Raw genomic sequence first — 21,574 nt, 5'->3', positions numbered from 1 at the left:
ATAATTTTGCTTGTCGAGCAAAGGCTTGTGCGTTCGTGCGCAATACAAAAAATCTTTTGCTTGTATCTATGAATATAAATTTCAGATTTTCCATCAAGACATTGCCTTTTCGTCCGAATATCAATCAAGCCGCAGTACGGCGATCGTATTGGCCTGGTTCCGGACTCCCTGCTTTTTGCTCCCGATCCGCAAAGCCAATTCGACTTATCCAAGTGGCGAGCTCATGATAACGCGTGATGCGCGGCTGCGACAGGAGCAATCTGGCTGACAGAGGCGCATTTACATCTGCCTGAAAGTCATCCACACGATGTGCGACAATCGAACTTGCGCCAGATGCTTTCCATCCGTCACGATGAATTGCAAATAAAGTAGTTTGTTATAAATTTGTAAGCGCCCTCATAAGCCATATTGTGCCCACCGGTCGACAACGCATCTCGATCGGCGTGCGCCATCCAGCCTTCGACCATATACGGAACATCGTCAGAAGGGACGTTGTGCAAGAATATTGGCACCTGATGATGATTGAAATACATGGCTAAAACGATGTCGTCATTTGCGCGGCAAAATTTATCGTTTGATGTGTCGACTAAATATCGATCGAAATCGTCCTTGATACAATTCGGAGGATACAGGACCCCACCAAACCCCTCGAGCATCGTGCATGCGCCGTGCCCGTACCAGGGCTCGAAGAGACCTCCTTCTTTCAGGTTGCCTCCATAACGGGTGAGTATACGATCTTCGTTCGGACCGCATACGGATGTCAGCAATCTCAATTGATTTCGCGGATATCGGCAATCGTCGTCAACCGACCATATGTACGCATCGTCATGTCGATGACGGAGCAGGGTGGGGGCGATCTTCGTGATCGGCCCATAATCATCGGTTCGAAAAACCGCGATCTGACCTTCCGAAACGAGCCAATCCGGAAGAATGTACTCTTCTCCATTGCGCTTGCAATGGAACGGGATATTGATCTCCAGACGATCGACAGCCACGTCCTGATTGAGAACAGACTCGATGACGGGCTCGATCTCCGCGATACGGGACGGTATCGTCGTCATAGAGGCAATGATGCGCATCTCGATCCCGTCTCGCTGATGCAAGGAAGACTATTATTGACGCAACTGGACAACATTCGCAAGAACCTTACTCCTGCATCAGTTGCCCATTCAGGAATCGGAAGCGGTCGTCGCCAGTTCTGCCAAGAAACTCCGCGTCTGCCGCCGGTCACGGGACGAGCGGCGAACGGGGCGGCAACCCTCGCGCCGATCGGGTCCACCGAAGCGCCTGCGTCGGCAGCGCCAACACCCTCGCGGTCGCGACCCCCGACAAGGGCCAGGAGCGCTTCGCCGCCCGGCCGTGCCGCCGTCGCCTTGAGCGGATTGTCGACCGGCTCGCCCCGTGTCGAAGACTTGCGCCGCTCCCACGTTGCCGCCCTCTGATCGCCGCCATACGGCTGGCAAGACCTCCAGAGACGAGGCGCCGCTGCCGAGGACTGTGCGAACCCGGATGAGCAGAGATCGATCCCGATCAGCGCGAGCAGATCGTCGTCTTGATCAGATCGGGTAATAAACCGGCCGATCCCAAGCTCTTGCAACTCGCACGCCACCGACTGAGATAAGCATCCAGAGGTAATGCCGCCCGTTCCGGCCAGCAATTGAGCGCACCGATGTCTTCCAACAGCGCGGGACGCGCCATCAGGGCGGGTAGAAGTATCGAAACCGCCGCCTTCGCATGGTCGGATAGTCCGACGAAACCCTCCAAGGTTGATCTATTGCGGGTGAACCAAGAGCTGGACGTTCCGAGGCCTTGAGATGACGCAATCTGATTGTACTGGGCCAGAATGTTATCTCGATAATGGCTTATCTCCTTCCCATAGCCCGCGTCTCCCGGAAACGGCGGGCTCCTCTCCCAAGCCGCCGCCAGGTTGGCGAGTCCGCGGAGCGAGAAGCTTTCAGCGATCATTTCTTCAACCCACTGGCATGGCGCGCTGGGTTTCGCTTCGCTGTCCCAAGAATTACTCACGACATGACCCAGTTCGTGGCCGAACTGATAGGCCAACTGGGTCCAAGCACGCTCGCCCACGTCGACATGGATGATGGCAGTATCGCTCGCGTCCCGATGCAGCCAGACCGCGGGTGGACCGGCAGGACAATTCTCGATCCGTAATATCTGCGGCTGCCGATCGGACACCATACGGATGCCGGAGCAGCAGGCCTCCCGCATGCGGCCGATCACGAGCGCGGCCGACCGTGGCGGCGCGTGCCATTCGCCCCGGACTTCGACAGGATTCGCCAGGATCGGAGCGCTGCCTGCTTTGGTACGGCCGAGGCTTATCATGTATAAACCTCCAGCAAAAGCGACGCTCCGACGTGAGATCAGCCTATCCCGCATGTGTCGGGCTGCGGCTTAGCAGGATGCGCGCCTGTTCGGTATCGCTTCGTATGTCATCGCGCGCCATGTAGCCGTAGATCTGACGATTATCGATGTACTGTACGACATTGCTCTTCCGAGCGCTGTCGGAGAAAATCACATACTCGTGCCTGTCGGTTCCGTCCTGATAGTTGAGCAGCGGGATGACGTCGGTTCGGACGAGGTAGGTGCAATGGACCACCGGCATTTCGACGACACCTGTGATCCAGCGGTTCAACACCCAATCGTACTGATCGCAGTGACTGTAGTATCCCTGATCGTCGACCGCCGCATGGTAATTCGAGTAATAGCTTCCTCTCTCCACCGATCGTAGAAAGGGGGCCACGATGGGCAACTGCAGCGCCACCAGTTCGCGAAGCGTGTTTGGCCGAATGAAATTGTCGACATCGGCCGTGAAGTAGAAATCGCATCCATGATGGATCGTCCGTTGAAGGCTTTCCTGACGGATGCGCCCCAGGACCCGGAACCGCGTCGCGTTCCACTCGTGCAATTCGTAGGTCTGAACGGGATCTTCGACGTCTCTGGCATCGAACTCGACGGCCGCATACTGAGCGCCGAATGTCTCGATCCACTGCGCCAGGATGTTCTCCGTCTCATCCGTATTGTTGTTGGTTCTTATATAAAGTACAATCTTGGATTTCGGATAATCCATATTTCTCAAGCAATCGAGATAGAGCGGGAGCGCTGCGGCCATCTGCTTCGCCAATATCGCGACCAGCACGCGGGCATCTGCGGCGGCGGGTTTCAGCTCCCGCGCGGGGCCGATCTCGTACTGCTCAAGGAAATTCGGCGCCGCGCGCGAGCCCAGACAGGCGGCGGTCTTCTCGTCCTGGATCTTCGTCAGCGACGCACGGGCATTGGCCTCGACCCGAGCGCGTTCCGACAGCGGGAGCCTGTTGTCCGCCAGAAGCGTCAGACAGGCCTCTAAGCATTCGCTATAATGTCCCGCCCAGTAAGCGTTGATGGCGAGCTTGTCCAATAAGCCGTAATCGTAGACCCATTTGGAAAGAAAGAGTCCGCCTGCGGGTTCGACGAGATGAGAACCCGCTTTGGCCGCAGCGAAGCCCTCCTCGTTGCGGCCGTGTCGAAAATAGAGGTCGCTGATGTGATAAAAAGCTTCTGCGCGAGTCCCGCAAACCGCTATGGCGCGTCGGTAGACGTCAGCGATCTCGTCGACGGGCCGGCCGAGACGATCCATGAGGTGGCCGGCTTCCAATAGACTGATGTACACCTCTTCGGTCCAATAACCCATCTCGCTCCGTGCAAGATAGGCATCCAGGGCCTTTTCGAGCTGATTGCTATCTCGGTAACTTTGGCCAAGATAGAACGTATACCTTGACCGAAGGAAACTGTCGCTCTCGACATCGAGAGCGTCCTCCAATCTGCGGGCGTCGCGGCGATAAGTGTCCGGATCCTTTTCTCGGGCTCCGCCCGATGCGCCCGACGCAATGTGAAATCCGATGGCGTCTCCCGATGTGACGCCGTCCGGTGCCTCGATATACTCGTGCAGCACGCCCTTGTAGTAAAAATCTCTGTCGTTCGACATGATTTGAGGGCGCCAATATCTTATGCCGCCGCGTCGGATCTCGACGTTGTAATAATCATGGCTTAAAGACGCTTTGAATTTCCGCGGATCGAAACCGTCGTCGAAGGTCAGCGTTTCGTCCGCGTCCATGACGAAGGCGTATTCGACGACGTTCCGCGCTCTGAGATGGCGCAAAGCCGAGCTTCGATTTGTGGCAAAGTCCTGCCACGTCTCCTCGACGACGTCCCCAGACATGTGATTCCGATCGAGCCAGGAACGAATGATGTCCTGGGTGCCATCCGTCGATCCGGTGTCTGAGATGAGCACGTAGTCGATCAGAGGAAGCATGCTCTCGAGGCAGCGCTCGATCACGCGCGCCTCATCCTTGACTATCATGGACAAGCCAATTTTTGCCATGGTCCCGTTCTCTCCCGATCAAAGAGGCGAGCGGCTGACAAGAATTTTCAGTACCCCCGTCCGGACGCATGGCGCACATGAAAACCGGACTTCGTTGATATATTACAGATTTCAGGGAGCCGAAAAGACGCCTATGTTGCCATATCTTCGCCGGATAGTATAGCTCGCGCGGTGTAACATCAATCTGTCGGCAGGAACGATCCGGACCGAATCGTCCCGGCTCGAAAAGCCCGCATGGGGTGAGATCCCGATCTCGGAGGGCACAGAACCGCCCCTCGGTCAGGTGCCGGACGACGGGGCCGCGGACCCGCCCGGATATGCCGACGTCTGGTCGACCAGCCGCTGAGGCCATCCCGGACGAGGTCGCAGGCCTTCCCGTGTCGCGAGGCGCTGCTGGATGCGACGGTCGGCGAGGGCTTCCGTGCGTGTGGGCGGTGTCTGCCCGCAGGCGTGAGGTGCGTCTGGCGCTGCCGAGGGAACGTCGCCGTCGGTCGGGACCAAGAATTACCATTCGGTATGCGCGCGGCCACGGCGCATCGAAGCCACCCGCGCAACACCGATGCCACCCCCATGCGCACCGCTCGTGGTCTCCGTGGCGGGCCGGCACCGGAGCGATTCGGGCGCTGGACGCATCTCGCCTCGCCCTGCGCGGCCCGCGCCGAACGTGGAGAAGCCGCAGCGGCGAGCTGCGGCCTCTCTGTTCGGGAGGGCGCCCGGAAAGGCGCCCTCCGCATGTCACCCCAGTCAGCTCGGCCGACCCAGATTGTTGAGCAGATCGGTCGGCGAGGACGTGTTCGAGGACGCGCCACCCGCCGTCGACCGGCTCGTTCCGATCGAGGCGCTCGCTTGGGTCGTCGCGTCGCCCGAGCTTCCGCCGAGCCGGAACGCGTTCATGAGAGTCAGGATGTCTTGTTGCGCGGCCGTATCGCTGAGTAGGCCACTCACCGAGCCGTTGTTGGAGATCAACCGGCTGATGAGGTCTCCCAGCGATCTCAGGACATCCATGTCGGACACGCTCGAACCCTGAGTCGACTGAGCGAAGACCGGATCCATCCCCGTGCCGACGGATCCCTGATCGATCACAGCTCCAGCGCCGCCGTTCGATCTCGTCGCATCCGCCGAGTCGTAACCATGGTGATGATCGTGACCATGGTGGTGGTGGTGATGGTGGCCTCCAGTGGCACCCGTCGCGCCCGTGCTGCCGGTCGAGCCGGTCGAGCCGGTGGCACCCGTCGAGCCGGTCGAACCGGTCGCGCCGGTGCGGCCCGTGGCTCCGGTGGCACCCGTCGAACCGGTCGAACCGGTCGCTCCGGTACGGCCTGTGGCTCCGGTGGCCCCCGTCGAGCCGGTCGAACCGGTCGCTCCGGTGCGGCCTGTGGCTCCAGTGGCACCGGTCGAGCCGGTCGAACCGGTCGCGCCGGTGCGGCCTGTGGCTCCGGTGGCACCCGTGGCGCCGGTCGAACCTGTCGCTCCGGTGCGGCCCGTAGCTCCAGTGGCACCCGTCGCGCCGGTCGAACCCGTCGCGCCGGTGCGGCCCGTGGCTCCGGTGGCACCCGTCGAACCGGTCGAACCCGTCGCGCCGGTACGGCCTGTGGCTCCGGTGGCCCCCGTCGAGCCGGTCGAACCGGTCGCTCCGGTGCGGCCTGTGGCTCCAGTGGCACCCGTCGAGCCGGTCGAACCCGTCGCGCCGGTGCGGCCCGTAGCTCCGGTGGCACCCGTCGCACCGGTCGAACCGGTCGCGCCGGTGCGGCCCGTGGCTCCAGTGGCACCCGTCGAGCCGGTCGAACCCGTCGCGCCGGTACGGCCTGTGGCTCCGGTGGCACCCGTGGCGCCGGTCGAGCCGGTGGCACCCGTCGAACCCGTGGCGCCGGTCGAACCCGTGGCACCGGTCGAACCCGTGGCACCCGTCGAACCCGTAGCGCCGGTCGAACCCGTGGCGCCGGTCGAACCCGTGGCTCCAGTCGAACCCGTAGCACCGGTCGAACCCGTAGCACCGGTCGAACCCGTGGCTCCCGTCGAACCCGTGGCGCCGGTCGAGCCGGTGGCTCCCGTCGAACCCGTAGCGCCGGTCGAACCCGTGGCACCGGTCGAACCCGTGGCACCCGTCGAACCCGTAGCGCCGGTCGAACCCGTGGCACCCGTCGAACCCGTGGCACCGGTCGAACCCGTGGCGCCAGTCGAGCCCGTAGCGCCAGTCGAACCTGTGGCTCCCGTCGAACCCGTGGCGCCGGTCGAGCCGGTGGCACCCGTCGAACCTGTGGCGCCGGTCGAACCTGTGGCGCCGGTCGAACCTGTGGCTCCGGTCGAACCCGTGGCGCCGGTCGAACCCGTGGCGCCGGTCGAACCGGTGGCGCCGGTCGAACCCGTGGCGCCGGTCGAGCCGGTGGCACCCGTCGAACCCGTGGCGCCGGTCGAACCCGTGGCGCCGGTCGAACCCGTGGCGCCGGTCGAACCTGTGGCTCCCGTCGAACCCGTGGCGCCGGTCGAACCCGTGGCTCCCGTCGAACCCGTGGCGCCGGTCGAACCCGTGGCGCCCGTCGAACCCGTGGCGCCGGTCGAACCCGTGGCTCCCGTCGAACCCGTCGCGCCGGTGGCACCCGTCGAACCGGTGGCGCCCGTCGAACCCGTGGCGCCCGTCGAACCCGTGGCGCCGGTCGAACCCGTGGCGCCCGTCGAACCCGTGGCTCCCGTGCTGCCGGTGGCTCCCGTGGCACCGGTCGCCCCCGTGCTGCCGGTCGCGCCGGTGACGCCGACCACGCCGGTGATCGGGTACCCGCCATCGTTGGTGAACGTTACGCTCGTGCTTCCGGCACCATTGGTGGCGCTCTGCGTGCCACCGCTGAATGCGACCTGCGCGGTGGTGATATTGATGCCCGTTCCCGTCGCATCGTAGATCGCGAATTGCTCATAAATCCCCTGGCCGAGCGCCGCGGAGAAGGAAAAGCTACCGCCCGTCGAGAAGGGATTCGGCGTATCGGCCACCGTAGATCCGAGCAGGATCCAGTTCCCATTCTGCCTGGCGTAGAAAAACAGCTGATCTCCGGCATCCGCTGTTCCGGAGAATGCAACGAGGCCGTCGCTTGAGGTTCCGGACAAGTTTTCGTTGGCCATTGCAATCTCCCTCGCTATGGCTCTTGCCCACCTTCAGTCTTGGTGGCGCCGGCCTCTCGAACAACGGAAATCAGATCTGTTTTCGCACAAGGCAGCGCATACGAGGCAGCATGCCAGCACAGGGGATCCTCCTATCGCGAGACAAATTGGCCGAGCCATATGCCAGAGGTTATAATTCGTTAACTAAACACGCCGGACCCAGAACCGAATCACGGTCAGGCGGATGCGAAAGCAGATTTCACGAGACGATCTGCGGACCCGGGAGGCGCCGAAGTCGAAAAGGTTAAGAAGTCTATAACCTGTGGCCTATTCCAGCCCGAACCGCGGGCCGGCATGATCGTGAGCGGCGGGCGCGCCCGCATGAGACGCACCGAGCGGGTGCCCCCTCAGGGTGCCTGCCCGAGCTTCGCATGACCCGATCAGACGACGTGGAGTCGCCATGCACCAGCGCCCGACACCCGCGGGGCCGCGTTCGGAGTTCGAGAGGTGAGCGTCTCAGACCGTGCGATGTCGCGCGAGGCGCAGGCGCGTATCATGGCGGTCGTGCGGGTCGCACACCACCATGGCGCTGACCTCGATCCCGCCGACTACCCGCGCGAGTCCGAAGGTCCGGTACCGGCGCCGGCCTCGCTCGCGGCATGGGCAACGGCGTCCGGCCTTTGGGCCAGGGCGGTGCGCATGCGCCGGTCCCAGCTCATGCGGCTGGAACACGTCGGCCCCATCGTTGTGTTTCTTGCCGACGGGCATGCCGCCCTCATCACGCGCCGCGATCGTGAGCGAGGCGTCTGCTTCATCGAGGGACCGACGGGCCCCAGCGGCACCGGCATCGAGATCGACGAGCTGCGCCTTGAGCGGGTCTGGAACGGCGAGGCCCTTCTCGTCCGCCGCTCGCGCGCGACGACGGACGACGAGGCCGCCTTCTCGCTCGGTTGGCTCGCCAGGCTCGTCCTCACGGAGAAGCGCAATCTTCGCGAGATCCTGACCGCCTCCCTGGCGGTCAGCGTTCTGCAGATCCTGCCGCCATTCCTGGTCATGGCGGCACTCGACCGGGTTCTGACCCACAACACGGTGTCGACGCTCACGCTGATCACGCTCATGCTGGTCCTCGTGACGGTCTACGAAGCGCTGATCAGCTACGCGCGGCGCGAGATCGTCGAAGTGATGTCGACCCGGATCGATGCCCGTCTGAACGTTCACGTGTTCCGGCGCCTGCTGGCCTTGCCGATCGAGTTCTTCGAGCGATCCCCGACCGGCGAGACGACCCATAAAATCTCGCAGGTCTTCAAGATCCGCGACTTCCTGACAGGGAAGCTGGTCTCGACCGTTCTGGACCTGCTTACGCTCGTCGTCCTGCTGCCGTTCCTGTTCTACATGAGCGTGACCTTGGCGTGGATGGTGCTGGTCGCGTCCGCCTGTGTCGGGGGGCTCGTGCTGGCCTTCCTGCCGGCGATCCGGACCGTCTATGCGCGGCTGATCGCGGCCGAGATCCAGAAGGGCGGGACCCTGGTCGAGACCGTGCACGGGATGCGGACGGTCAAGTCGCTGGCGATCGAGGACGTGCGGAAGCGCGAATGGGACGAACGCGTCGCCGAATCGGGCAAGGCGCGGCTGGCGGCCGGCCGTATCGTCAACTGGGCGCAGACGCTCTCGCTGCCGCTCGAGCGCTTCATCGACCGGGGCATCCTCCTCTGCGGCGCGTACATCGTGGTCCTGGCCCCGGCGGGAACGACCGGCATCACCGCGGGCAGCCTGATCGCCTTCATGATGCTCGGCGGCCGCGTCGCGAGCCCGCTGATCAGCTTCGCCAAGCTGCTTCAGGACATCGAAGAGATCCGCATGTCGATCAGCCAGGTCGCGGAGGTGCTCAACCATCCGACCGAGACCGAGGCGGCACGGAGCGGCCTGCGCCCCCAATTCGCGGGACAGATAAGCTTCGAGGAGGTCGGCTTCCGGTACCCGGGCGCGCAGTCGGCGGCCTTGCGCGAGGTTTCCTTCAGCATCCCCGCGGGAACGATGCTGGGGCTGGTCGGCCGCAGCGGGTCCGGCAAGTCGACCATCGCGCGCCTGCTGCAGGGGATCAATCGCGACTACACGGGCCGGTTGAAGATCGACGGCTCGGACCTGCGCGAGATCAACCTCACGCACCTGCGTCGGAGCTTCGGCGTGGTCATGCAGGACAACTTCCTGTTCCGCGGGACGGTGCGCGAGAACATCATCGCCGGCCGGCCGGGCTTGACCTTCGAGGACGTGATCCGCGCCGCGCGGCTTGCTGGCGCGGAAGAGTTCGTCGAACGGCTGCCCCGCGGCTACGAGACCTGGATCGAAGAGGGCTCCGCGAACCTGTCGGGCGGCCAGAGGCAGCGGCTCGCGATCGCCCGCGCCCTGATCACGGATCCGAGATTGCTCATCCTGGACGAGGCGACCAGCGCGCTGGATCCCGAAAGCGAGGCCCTGGTGAACGCGAACCTCCAGCGGATCGCGAGCGGCCGGACCATGATCATCGTGTCCCACCGGCTCTCGTCCCTGATCCGTTGCGACCAGATCCTGGTGCTCGACAAGGGCAGTGCGATCGCCATCGGTCCCCATGACCATCTGGTCGAGCATTGCACGATCTACAAGCAGTTGTGGCAACAGCAGAATCGGCATCTGGAGGAGGCGCGTCCGTCTCCGATCTACCTGAGCGCCACGTGATCGGAGACCGCAGGCTGCGCCATTCGCTCCGGACGAACGCGGCGCCGGGTGGAGCAAGCCCTCAGGTTGTTCTGAGCCACGGCCATACGGAAACAAAGGCTCGCCGATGAGTAACTCTCTCGCAAGCTGGTTCAATTTCCGGATCAGGCGCCTCTCGCCCGCGGAGGCGGATGTCGGTCCGGTCCTCCTGGAGTTCCAGTCTCCGACGGCGGCGCTCCTCGCGATGCCGGTTCAACCTGCGGCGCGCAGCATGCTCGGCGTGGTCCTCACGCTCGTGATTGCCTCGGGCCTCATCCTGGCCACGTGTCCCGTCGACGTCGTGGTCACGGGCGGGGGGCGGATGGTGTCGACGAGCCCGACGATCGTCCTTCAGCCCTTGGAAACGTCGATCGTGCGCTCGATCAAGGTTCGCGAAGGCCAAGTCGTCCGCGCCGGCGAACTCCTTGCCGAACTCGATCCGACCTTCACCGGCGCCGACGCTCGGGCCCTGGAGAACCAAGTTCTCAGCCTTCAGGCGGAGGTGGATCGGCTGACGGCGGAGAGCACGGGATCGCCGTTCCATCCGTCCTCGGCCGACGCCGCGACCGTGATTCAGGTCGCTCTCTACGGACAGCGACAGGCCCAGTACCGGCACCAGATCGAGAGCTACGATCAGAAGATCAGAGGTTTGGAGACGCAGCTCGCGCGCGCGGATCTCGATGCCAAGGCGTTCGGCGAGCGCGCGGAGATCGCCGGGATCCTCGAATCGAAACGCCTGCAGCTGGAGCGCCTCCAAGTCGGCAGCCAGATGAATCGCCTGGTCGCTCAGGACCAGCGCATCGAGATGCAGAGGAACCTGAAGGATGCGACCGCGTCCGCGGGCCGGGCCCGGAACGACCTCAATCAGATGATCGCCGAGCGGGATGCCTTCTCGCAGCACTGGAAATCGCAGATCAGCCAGGAGATCACCCTGCGGCGCCGCAGCCTCAACGAGGCCCAGGAAGGCCTGCGGAAGGCGACCCTCCGTCGACAGCTGGTCAATCTGGTGGCCGAACAGGACGCGATCGTCCTGAATGTCGCCAAGGTGTCGGTCGGTTCGATCCTGCAATCCGGCGAGCAGCTCATCACGCTGGTGCCGCGGGACACGCCCCTGGAAGTCGAGACGCGCATCGCGGCCGACGAGGCGGGTTACGTCCATCCCGGACAGAAAGTCAGCGTGAAGTTCGATACGTTCCCCTTCGTGCAGTACGGCATGGCGGACGGCGTCGTGAAGAGCGTGAGCGCCGACAGCTTCACCGGGCAGCAGGAGACGCAGCGAAGCAGTGTCGGCGGGCAGGCGGCCAACGGCGTCTGGTTCCGCGCGCGCGTGGAACTGACCGCGATCAAGCTTCACGGACTGCCCGATAACTTCCACATGACCGCCGGTATGCCCGTGACGACCGATGTGATGGTCGGGGATCGAACGATGCTCAAGTATCTGTTCGCCCGCCTGCTGCCCGTCGGACTTGAAGGGATGCGGGAGCCGTGAATAATCGCCACTCTTCGGAGGCGTGCGGCGGATGAAGATCGTCGACAGGTTCCTGGCTCCGGCTTCTCCGACCGCGCGGCTCAGGCTCGGCCTCAGCCTGCTGGAGAGCGGCCGGTTCAAGGACGGCGTCGCTCAGATCAGCCGGGCGGCCCAGGGCGGCTTGCCGGACGCGCAGTTCCACCTCGGGCAATGCTACCTGGACGGGACGGGCGTCCCCGAAAGCATCACCGAAGCCGTCCGCTGGATGACCGCCGCGGCAGAAGGCGAGCATGCGGAGGCACAGTTCAAGCTCGCGTTGCTGTGCATGCGCGGCGATACCGGGATGGCGGAGCAGAGGTCTTCGCTCACGGACGAGTTGGCCTTCGACCGCGCCGACGAGCGAAAGCAATCCGATCCCGTCTCCGCCATCCTCTGGGCGCGACGGGCCTCCGCCAACGATTCGCGCGAAGGGCAGGCCCTGCTCGGCTACATCCTGACGGCGGGCCCGAACGCCCTGCGCGACGAAGCCGAGGGGGAACGCTGGTACCTGGCGTCGGCCGGGGCCGGCTGTCCGCAGGGGCATCTCGGCCTGGGACTGCTGCGTCTGCGGAAGCAGACGCCCGAGGACACTGCGCTGGCGGTCGCCGAGATCGAGAAGGCGGCGGCGGCCGGCTTGGGGGATGCGTTGTTCCTGCTCGGTGCGCTCACGCATGCGGGTATCGGCGTGCCGAGAAGTGCGGAACGCGCCGTCGAGCTCTACGCGCGGGCGGCCGAGGGCGGCATCGTCGCCGCCCAAACGAGCTTGGGTCTCGCACTGCTCAATGGCGACGGCGTCGAGCGGAATCCGATCCTGGGGGAGACGTGGCTCAGACGCGCGGGTCTGGCAGGAGACGCACACGCCGCCGCGCTGGTCGGGCACCTGCACGCCAGAGGTGGCGATCTGGCGCCCAATTTCGTCGAAGCGGCGCTCTGGCTCGAGCGCGCGGCAAAGGCCGGCTATGCCGGCGCGGCGCGAACGCTGAGCCAGCTCTACCAAGTCGGCCTAGGCGGCGCTCAGGACTCGGACAGGGCCGCGCACTGGCTGCGGGAGGCGGCCAACCTCGGCAGTGAAGTCTCCCAGGTCGATCTCGGAAATCTGATCCTCGCCGGTGAGGGCGCGCCCGGCGACGATGTGCGGACCCGCCACTGGTTTGAGCGCAGCGCCAGGCAGGGCAATCTGGCGGCGGCCTTCAACTTCGGCATCTGTCTGTCGCACGGCATCGGCGGTGGATACGACGAGGCGCAGGCGGCCCTGTGGCTGCGCAAGGCGGCCGAGGAGATGCCGATCGCCCAGTTCTGGTACGGTCGGATGATCGCCGAGGGCCGAGGAGTCGTCGGCGATGCCGTGGAGGGCCGGGCCTGGATCGCGCGCGCCGCCGAAGGCGGCGTCGCGGAGGCGCAGGCGATGTTGGGCGAGATGATGGTCAACGGCCGAGGGGGCCCCGTCGACCGCGTCCAGGCCTTCCATCTGTTCGAGCGCGCGGCCGAGAGCGGCCATGTCGGGGCAATCTATGCTCTGGCCGCCATGCTCGACGGCGGGTACGGTCTGAAACCGGACTTCCCCCGTGCGTTGAGCCTGTTCAGAGCAGCGGCGGAGGCAGGACATGCGGATGCGCAACTGGCTGCAGGTCGCTACCTGGCCCGCGGGCTCACGGGCTCGAAGGACGAGGCCGAGGCACGGCGCTGGTTCGAAGCGGCACGCGGGCAGGGTGTCCGCGAGGCTGCCGCGGAACTCGAACAGCTCGATCAAATCAGCTTTCCGAAACGCGACGACAGTGGAGCCGCTTTTTTCGCGGCTTAATTATACTTTGACATCGCGGAATTATCGGCCTAATAAGGCCGCGTATCTCACATGTTCCTTAGTTCTGCTCGGCATGATCCTCATGCGACCTGCCGAGGCGGACATGTTGCGGAGACAAGCGATGAGTGGCTGGGTCGTAAAAATTACGAAGGCCGGGAATTTCACTGCGCCGAAGCTTTACGCGGTCGCGGAGGCGGATCCGCGCCGGGCGCTGTACCTCGTCAACAAAGCCGCCGACGGGGCGCCGCCAGCCGATCGCGTCGAGACGGTCGGCGAGCTCTCGCCGGATGCGGTTCACAATCTCGGGCTTGGGCCCGAAGAGATCCGTGACGTGACGGCCAATCCGCCCGCTCACTGACCGGCCCACGGCCGCACCATGGCTTGCAGGCCACGCATCGGCCGGTGAACCTGATCGAAGCACCGTTCACGGGATCCGGAGCAGCCGGATCCCGTGCGCGCGCGTCGGCGGCAGGGCGATGACCCGGACGCTCATGCGCCGCGATGCCGGAGATGATCCGGCTGATCGTTCGCTGCGGCGCACGGGCGGTGTCCGGTTGCAACGCGCACGGTCCACAACGGTGAAGCTGTGACGGGCGCGGCGTGCCCCCTCTCCCGTCCAGGGGAGGGGACCCGCGTCTCATCCGGACGACACGGCAGCCTCGTGAAATGTGCCGTGCGCACCGCGATCGGGCAGGATCCGGACGCCTGCCGCGGCCTCGAACGTCATGTGCGAGGGCAGGGGCGCCCAAGCATCCCCGCGCCCACCGGATATCGACCGGGGCGATGCCATCGTGCGTGAGGGGGCAAGGCTCAAGTGTCGGACCGGTCCTCGCGCCGCCCCGTGCCGGCCGACGCATCTCCCACCCGGAACGGACCAGAGCGTCCAGTCCTCAAGGCCGAAGTCCCCCTCCGCGCGACTGACGACGGGCATCGGCGCCGCGTGTGACGGCCGGTTCGGTCTGCGCTCAAACGCAAACGATCGTCAGGACCTCGGGACAAAGGACTGAAAATTCAGATTTTACAGACAATCGCGATATACAGATTCATATCGCGACTTGAATACAATCTTCTGTCGATGAAAATAGTTGACCCACCGGGAAACCGCTCCATTCTCATGGCCGCGAACCGCAGACGGCGACCGAGACTGTAACCTGCTTCCGATCCACGAGGCACGCCCTCATGCGTCAGATGAAGCACATCATCGATGGGCTCACCCGACCCGCCGGCGGCAACTGGATTTTTGCAGCCGCCTTCGGCGCCGTTCCGATCCTCTATCTGATCCCCGCAGCAAGCCGCTTTTATGTGAACGATCACGCCGTCTTCGCGATCATACCCTGGTGCGCGAACAGCCTCTTCCTGGCCATCCTGCTCCGTACGCGCCGGGAAGCATGGCCGCCGGCGATCGCGACCGCCGCGGCCGCCAACTTCGCCGCTCACCTGTTGATCGGCAAATCGATTCTGGCGACATCCGGCATCGTCATCGCGGACGTGTTCGAAATCTGCGCGACGGCGGCACTTTTCAGGCAGATAAACCGCGGAGCAAATTGGTACTTATCAGTCAAAACCATCCCCCTTCTTACGGTCTTCAGCTCGCTCGCCTGCCTGCTGAGCGCGGCGTTCGAATTCGCCTGGATCCGTCTCCTTGTTCCCGCAACGGAGCGGCCGATCATCCAGATCCGGTCCTTCACCGAAGCCCTCGACTTGCTCGTAGCGCTGCCTTTGGTGCTGAGCTGGACTGAACGGTCTCTTCTGGAAAGGCTCAACCCCCGGAAATTATCTCAGATCGCCGTTCTGACGATCGCGAGTGCGGCCGCCAGTTACGCTCTGCTGGTGTCTCACACGCCGTTTCTTTTTCTCGCGATACCGCTGTTGCTGTTGGCAACGCTCAGCGGCGGATTGTTGGGCAGCAGCGCGGCGGTCTTCGGTGTGTCGCTCGCCGTTCGATTGTTCACCTTCAACGGACCGGCGGCCCTGAGCGCGGCCAAGGGCGCTGCGAGTGCCGAATTGCTGATCATCTACAATTTGTTCGTCCTCACGGCCCTCTTATCGGCCATCCCGTTGGGCGTGCTTCTCGCCCGACTTGAAAACGCGGCCCACCGCTTGCGTGAGGCGGGCGCGGCGGCCGACCGCGCGCGTGAGGAAGCCGAAGCGGCACGTGACAAGGCCGAGACCGCGGGCCGGGCGAAGAGCGATTTCCTGTCCGTCATGAGCCACGAGCTTCGAACGCCCATGACCGGCGTGCTCGGCTTGGTGGACCTGCTCGCGAAGGAATCCCTGACGGCCAATCAGAAGACAAATCTCGATCTCATCAGGCAATCCGGCCATCATCTTCTGAGTGTGATCAATAACATTTTGGATTTCTCAAAGATCGAGTCCGGAAAACTCGAAATCGAGTCCACGATCTTCTCGGTGAGATCCCTCTTCGATGAAGTATGCGCGACGACGCAGCCGCTCTGCCGCGCCAAAGATATCGCGTTCAAGGAAGACTATTCCGAACATATCCCAGCTTGCGCGATCGGTGATCCGACCAAGATCCGGCAAGTCTCGCTGAATTTCGTCGGAAATGCGATAAAATTCACACATCATGGAACGATCAGGATTATCGCAACCCATCGCTCGATCGGTGAAAACAGGCTCTTGCTCCGGATCGAGGTGCAAGACAGCGGCATCGGCATCGCCGAAGAGAATCAAGCGGAGGTTTTTACGGCCTTCACACAGGAAGATAAATCGACAGCGCGACGCTACGGGGGGAGCGGTTTGGGACTGGCGATCTCCAGACGTCTCGTCACCGCGATGGGCGGAACGATCGGTTTTACCAGCTCGCCCGGTTCCGGCAGCCGCTTCTGGTTTGAGATCCCCCTTCTTGAGCATGACGGATCTGACGTCGCGGCCCCCATCCCATGCAGGCCATCGGATCTGCAACCGCGTCGCATCCTCGTGGCCGAGGATATTCCGCTGATCCGCAGTATCATCCGCTCGATGCTGGCATCGGATCGTCATACCGTGATCTTCGCCCAGGATGGCGCCGAGGTTGTCGAATTGGCCAAGCAGGGTTGCTTCGATCTGATCCTGATGGATGTCCAGATGCCGGTCATGGACGGTGTCGAGGCGACGCGGGCGATCCGGCGCCTCGAGGGCCCGGAAAGGAGCCTGCCGATCATAGCGCTCACGGCCAACGTCTACGAGAGCGAGCGCCGACGCTACCTGGAAGCCGGAATGAACAGCTGCATCGCGAAGCCGATCGATTGGGGTTCGCTGAACGCATCCATTGCTCACTACACGGCGAGAAGGCGAAATCTCGTGAGCGGCAGCGCGGTCTCGCCGATGCCTCCACCTCAGCAGTCCGATCTGCTCGACGATCGTAAACTTCAGTCCTTGCAAAAGAGACTGGGTAGCGAGCTCGAATCCCTCCTGCTTCAGGCACTCCGAAATGCCCATGGCACCTGTGCCTATCTCGACCGCACCGATGCCAGCGGGAAGGCGAAAGCGAAGGAGGTCCATGCGCTCAAAGGCATGGCCGGCATGCTCGGGCTCTCAGGGATGCAGCGTCTTTGTCTCGGGTTGGAGATCGAGCTGGGATGCGATCAAAGCATCGGCACCAGTAACGCCGATCTGCGCGCGATGATCACGTCGACCCGGGCAGCCCTCGTCCGAAAGAATTTCCTGACCGAACCGGAATTCGCCGCGCAAACAGGATTGTGATACGGCGGTTGCGGACAGCATTCTTGCCAGTATCTCGCGCCGTTGCGGGTGGCGCAGCGCGCATCGCCGAAGCCCGCAGGAGGAAATCCGCGCACGCGGTCTGCGCGGGGCGCCCCCCCCGCTCGCGGAGCCGCTCATCTTCGGCGCCCCGCGTTGTGCGGCTCGGGCGGGCAACGTCCGGCCGCTGCGCAACCACCTGCAGAGCGGCACATCGCGCCGAAGGCACCGGCAAGGTCTCCGGGATCGCGTCCGACGTGAACGAGAGCTCTGATGACATCCGGTTGTCGCGCGACGATCCGATCGCCGATTCGCCAGGTACGCGGACACTGAACACGCATCGCGGATCGTCAGGCCGTCAATATTGTAAATAATAAAACCGCATCCTGCGACCGGTCGAATCAGAAGCGCTGCTCCTGCAATCCGACAACCGAACGGACATTGGCGTAATTTGCCAGCTCGGTCCGATTAGAGAGAGACAACTTCTGAAATATATTATACAAATGAATCTTGACTGTCCCCTGCGAGATATTGGCCTCTCGCGCGATCTGTTTGTTCGTCAGACCTCTTGCAACGAGCATTGCGATCTCGCGTTCGCGCGCCGTCAGGTTCCGCGTGCCACCGTCCCCGTCCTCGCCATGGTGTCGATCATAGGATTGGCCTTGGCGTTGGATATGGCCCCCTTCAATCCAATCCAGAAGGTCGTCGCTGGCGGAGTCTTTGTGAAAGATCGCGATCGCACCGCATTCCGAGGCCGTGGCAAACTCTTCACGAGCGACTGAGCCGGTCAGGACAATGAACTGCGTCTCTGAACCGGCCTGCCGCGCAGCCTGAATGACCTCGACACCTGACAATTTCGGCATCTGCACATCGAGGCACGCGAGATCGGGTTGCAGTTCGAGGATCACCTTCAATGCCGTTTCGCCCTCGCAGCAGGTGGCCACGACATCCAGATTGTTGACCTGCCGGAGCAGGGCGGCCAATCCAGCGAGGACCACCGGATGATCATCCGCGATTATGATACGACGACCGGGGGAACAAGCCATAACGCGTCTCTATACGCCTGCTGTTGCGATCCAGTTATTCTCCGATACGCGAGATCAATTTTTGCCGTATAAAATTCTTATTGAGCGGCACGACTTGCGGACTCGCCGTCATTCAGCATCGTCTTTCAAATCGACACTCTCAAGCTCACAACCAATCATTCAAATCCGACCGCGAAGATATGATACGTAAAACAATTCCAGCGACGGCTCAATTTATGAGACATCGACATACGATATGCATCTTGACGCCGAGAAGCCGGAAAGATCAACATCGATAGACAATATCTCTCTACAGATGCACCAATATCGAAAGATCTGTCGGTATAATTGTATTTAATAGCGGAATTTCGAAGGATTCATCTGTACAGACGGGAAAAACAGGTGTCAAGATTGATTTCCGGCGATGCATATAGGTTAATATTTTGACGATCCGCCGCGGCGAACGGCTCTGCCGGCAGGCCGGTCTTCCGCGGCGCGACCGCGACTGTGATACCGTTCCGACGCGGCGGCGTGACGGACACGCGAGCCGGTTCCGAACGCGTTGCGATGAATCGCGGCCCAGGCGCCGCGGGTCCGGACTTGCGCAACGGGCTCCTCTCCCGGGCGGGAGAGGGCCGCGGCGCGGGACGAGACGCTTCAGGACCCAGCGCCGTGGACGCGCGCCGGACTCGGTCGGGATTGTGCTCGTCGCCCCTGCCGCACGGAGCTATAGACCTTCCCGCACGGTGGCATGATGCCCCGGATCACGGCGGCTGCCGTCATCGCCTATGAAGAGGCGAGTGCGATCCCCGTTCAACGCTGAGCCCTAATGGAAGCGGCCGCTCGGATCGGAGGCGGTCATGCTCCGCGCAAGCAGTACACCGGCCTGCATCAGGGCCTGCCGCAAAACCGGCAGCATCTCCTTGGCATGATCCTGCTCAATGAGCCCATGGGCTATCAGCAGGTGGTCGGCCACGAGTTCCAAGGCTGAGCCCGGTGGCGTCGTCGGGCTCACGGGCGGCGGCACGAAGCGCGCTAGCGTGCCGAAGGCACCCAACGGTTCCGAACCGCTCACGGCGATCTCCGTGACCGAGCCGAGATAGCCGAGGAAGGTGCGGCCGGGCGGCCCGAACGAGGGGACGGCCCCGATCATTGCCCAGGCGTAGCTTCCGTCCGCACGGCGCAAGCGTAGGCGCAGGCTGTACTCGCACTGCTGATCGCGAGCCTCGCGCAGGAACGTGACCGCAACCTCATGGTCGTCGGGAAGCACACAAGCGAACCAGCCATGCTCGACGGCCTCGGCCGCCGCCTGGCCGGTGAAAACCGTCCATTCGGGACTGACGTAGCTCACGCCCCCGTCCGCCTTCGTGACGAAGATCATCTAGAACGCTCCTCGGCTTCTGACTCGCATCGGCGCGGAAGCCCGAGCGCCAATCCCCAGACCCACCGAATTCAACTGGAGCGATACTTTTACTTTTCAACCGAGCTCGTTGATTTTAGTCAATTCGTGATCGCGGAACATACATCTTCGATCTAAGGTTTTGCTGATGACATGAGAAAATTTGACGAGCCCGATTGGGCGACGCTGCACCGGCTCGCTGATGCTCTCGGCGTCCCTGTCGAGCGATTCTTCGCCGAGAAGCCGCCTGCTGGCGAAGCCGCGAGCACGGACGAATGCCTGCGCCTGTGGTTCAAGATCGAGACGGAGGAGGGACGACAACAAGCGTTGGAAGCGCTGCGAGGCGTTGCGGAGAGAGAAGAGCCATAGCAACCGGTGAATCCCGACGGCGGAGATGGGCCGCCGAACACATCACCGAGCGCCTTCCGCCCAAAAAGCGTGCGCCGCCGCCGATCCTCCGGCCCGGCGTGGATCATGTGGCCGCGCTGGCAGAAGGCCGCGAGGCTGGCGTCGGCGTTGTTCGAGGTGTCGTGATCGCGGTGTGCGACGGCCAAGACCGTCCGGGTCCAGCGGGCGAGGATGTCGGTTTCTGCCGCGACCCGGAAGGGGCGACCCCGTCCATCGCGCCACCGGCCGGCTTCCGCGTCCCACCAGCGACCATCCAGCGACCATCGCCGAGGGGGTAGACCATCCCCGCCCGTATGGCCGCCCCCAGCCCTTACGGCAGTCTTCCGCCTGCCCCAACCGGCTCACGTCCGAGAGCTGGGGCCAGCCGATGGGGTTGAAAAAGCGATGCTCAGGCCGGATCGGCAACGCGGGGCTGAAAATCCGGTGCGGGGCCCAAGCTGCGGCGAGCCGGCCCACCCATCCTGTAGCCATTTAGCCACAGCCACCCGGCAACGTGCCGGCGGAATGCAACCAACGCGCCGGCGAGATGTTGTGGCGCCCGGATGAGGATCGAGCGGCATATCTCCCAAATCTAACTCATTTTTACAGATAGTTTACTATGCCGCCCCGCCTCATCGCCCAATGGTGTGCCCATAAAACTACAGCTATTTTCGGCACGAACCGGTAGCCATACATCCAGATCGAAATTTGGACCTTACCTCATGACCAAGCTCCTGGCTTCGCTGGCTGCCTTCACCGCTCTGACCGGCGCCGCCTCGGCCGCCGACCTGCCGCGCCGCGCCGCCCCGCCGCCGGTCTTCACCCCCGTCCCGGTCTTCACCTGGACCGGCGCCTACTTCGGTATCAACGCCGGCTACGCCTTCGACGCCAGCGACCGCAACACCGGCAACACCTTCGCCGTGCCGTTCCCCTACGCCGCCCCCGGCACCGTCGCCTCCTTCCGCAACCGCAGCCAGGACGGCTTCTCCGGCGGTGGCCAGATCGGCTACAACTGGCAGCTGACCCCCGGCTCCGGCGTCGTGTTCGGTATCGAGGCCGATGCCCAGTACCTCGACTTCGGCCGTAACCGGAACAACGCCTTCGTCGCCGGCGCGCTGGCCCCCGGCTACTACGTCACCGACCCGCGCGGCCTCTCCAGCCTCGACTTCTTCGGCACCGTCCGCGGCCGCCTCGGCTACGCCTTCGACCGCACCCTCGTGTACGGCACCGGCGGCTTCGCCTACGGCTCGGGCAGCGCCGACCGCTCCTTCGGCGGCTACGCCGGCAACGACAGCTTCCGCACCGGCTGGGCCGTCGGCGGCGGCGTCGAGTACGCGCTCCCCACCGACTCCTTCCTGAACTTCTTCCGCTCCTCGGCCGTGACGCTCAAGGTCGAAGGCCTGTACGTCAACCTCGACCGCAACACCCGCAACCAGGGCGCGTTCGTCATCAACGCCGCCAACAACTTCCCCGTCGTCTACAGCGGCATCGGCCGCCGTTCCGACGAGTTCGCCGTCGTCCGCGCCGGCCTGAACTACAAGTTCGGCTCCTACTAAGATCC

Annotated in this window: 14 protein-coding genes; 7 read left to right on the top strand and 7 right to left on the bottom strand. The window is 63.5% G+C overall.

The annotated features are described in order from the left end of the window. Positions 1 to 347: 347 nt before the first annotated feature. The 4 genes from GGQ91_RS23875 to GGQ91_RS23860 form a co-directional block, all read right to left on the bottom strand. Entirely contained in the window at positions 348 to 1,079 is a 732-nt protein-coding gene (locus GGQ91_RS23875; protein ID WP_182592997.1) for a hypothetical protein, read from the bottom strand. A 451-nt stretch (positions 1,080 to 1,530) separates the two neighbouring features. Beyond that, entirely contained in the window at positions 1,531 to 2,340 is an 810-nt protein-coding gene (locus GGQ91_RS23870) for a hypothetical protein (protein WP_182592996.1), read from the bottom strand. A gap of 43 nt (positions 2,341 to 2,383) precedes the next feature. Next, complete coding sequence (locus GGQ91_RS23865) at positions 2,384 to 4,375, bottom strand: tetratricopeptide repeat-containing glycosyltransferase (RefSeq protein WP_182592995.1); 1,992 nt, start codon at positions 4,373 to 4,375, stop codon at positions 2,384 to 2,386. A gap of 744 nt (positions 4,376 to 5,119) precedes the next feature. Beyond that, entirely contained in the window at positions 5,120 to 5,458 is a 339-nt protein-coding gene (locus GGQ91_RS23860) for a hypothetical protein (protein ID WP_210281430.1), read from the bottom strand. 94 nt (positions 5,459 to 5,552) lie between these two features. Between GGQ91_RS23860 and GGQ91_RS28290 the strand changes: the two genes are divergently transcribed. From GGQ91_RS28290 to GGQ91_RS23830, 6 genes are all read left to right on the top strand, one after another. Next, on the top strand, positions 5,553 to 7,268 hold the full coding sequence (locus GGQ91_RS28290; RefSeq protein ID WP_343066851.1) for a DUF4573 domain-containing protein: 1,716 nt from the start codon (positions 5,553 to 5,555) through the stop codon (positions 7,266 to 7,268). 725 nt (positions 7,269 to 7,993) lie between these two features. Further along, the gene (locus GGQ91_RS23850; RefSeq protein ID WP_051044930.1) at positions 7,994 to 10,177 is read left to right on the top strand and encodes a peptidase domain-containing ABC transporter; all 2,184 of its coding nucleotides are present in this window, start codon (positions 7,994 to 7,996) and stop codon (positions 10,175 to 10,177) included. Positions 10,178 to 10,283: 106 nt separating this feature from the next. Next, positions 10,284 to 11,684 (top strand): HlyD family type I secretion periplasmic adaptor subunit, encoded by a 1,401-nt coding sequence (locus GGQ91_RS23845; RefSeq protein WP_043354297.1) that lies wholly within the window; start codon positions 10,284 to 10,286, stop codon positions 11,682 to 11,684. 31 nt (positions 11,685 to 11,715) lie between these two features. After that, a complete protein-coding gene (locus GGQ91_RS23840; protein WP_182592994.1) occupies positions 11,716 to 13,503 on the top strand; it encodes a tetratricopeptide repeat protein in 1,788 nt (595 codons plus the stop codon). Positions 13,504 to 13,624: 121 nt separating this feature from the next. Then, positions 13,625 to 13,861, top strand: coding sequence for a hypothetical protein (locus GGQ91_RS23835; RefSeq protein WP_043354299.1), 237 nt, complete (start codon positions 13,625 to 13,627; stop codon positions 13,859 to 13,861). 821 nt (positions 13,862 to 14,682) lie between these two features. Then, complete coding sequence (locus GGQ91_RS23830; RefSeq protein WP_182592993.1) at positions 14,683 to 17,205, top strand: hybrid sensor histidine kinase/response regulator; 2,523 nt, start codon at positions 14,683 to 14,685, stop codon at positions 17,203 to 17,205. A 398-nt stretch (positions 17,206 to 17,603) separates the two neighbouring features. Here GGQ91_RS23830 and GGQ91_RS23825 read toward each other — a convergent pair whose 3' ends face one another. The 3 genes from GGQ91_RS23825 to GGQ91_RS23815 form a co-directional block, all read right to left on the bottom strand. After that, entirely contained in the window at positions 17,604 to 18,248 is a 645-nt protein-coding gene (locus tag GGQ91_RS23825; protein ID WP_075379924.1) for a response regulator, read from the bottom strand. A gap of 805 nt (positions 18,249 to 19,053) precedes the next feature. Then, the gene (locus GGQ91_RS23820; RefSeq protein WP_043354302.1) at positions 19,054 to 19,608 is read right to left on the bottom strand and encodes a PAS domain-containing protein; all 555 of its coding nucleotides are present in this window, start codon (positions 19,606 to 19,608) and stop codon (positions 19,054 to 19,056) included. A 96-nt stretch (positions 19,609 to 19,704) separates the two neighbouring features. Beyond that, positions 19,705 to 19,998 carry a hypothetical protein gene (locus tag GGQ91_RS23815; RefSeq protein ID WP_158713319.1) on the bottom strand — a complete coding sequence of 98 codons (294 nt, stop codon included), beginning with the start codon at positions 19,996 to 19,998 and terminating at the stop codon, positions 19,705 to 19,707. 737 nt (positions 19,999 to 20,735) lie between these two features. Between GGQ91_RS23815 and GGQ91_RS23810 the strand changes: the two genes are divergently transcribed. Further along, complete coding sequence (locus GGQ91_RS23810; protein WP_182592992.1) at positions 20,736 to 21,569, top strand: outer membrane protein; 834 nt, start codon at positions 20,736 to 20,738, stop codon at positions 21,567 to 21,569. The last annotated feature ends 5 nt before the right edge of the window (positions 21,570 to 21,574 follow it).

The organism is Methylobacterium fujisawaense, assembly GCF_014138435.1.
Classification (GTDB): Bacteria; Pseudomonadota; Alphaproteobacteria; order Rhizobiales; family Beijerinckiaceae; genus Methylobacterium; species Methylobacterium fujisawaense.
The sequence above is the reverse complement of the archived record's forward strand: the minus strand, read 5'-3'. Positions and strand labels throughout refer to the sequence as shown.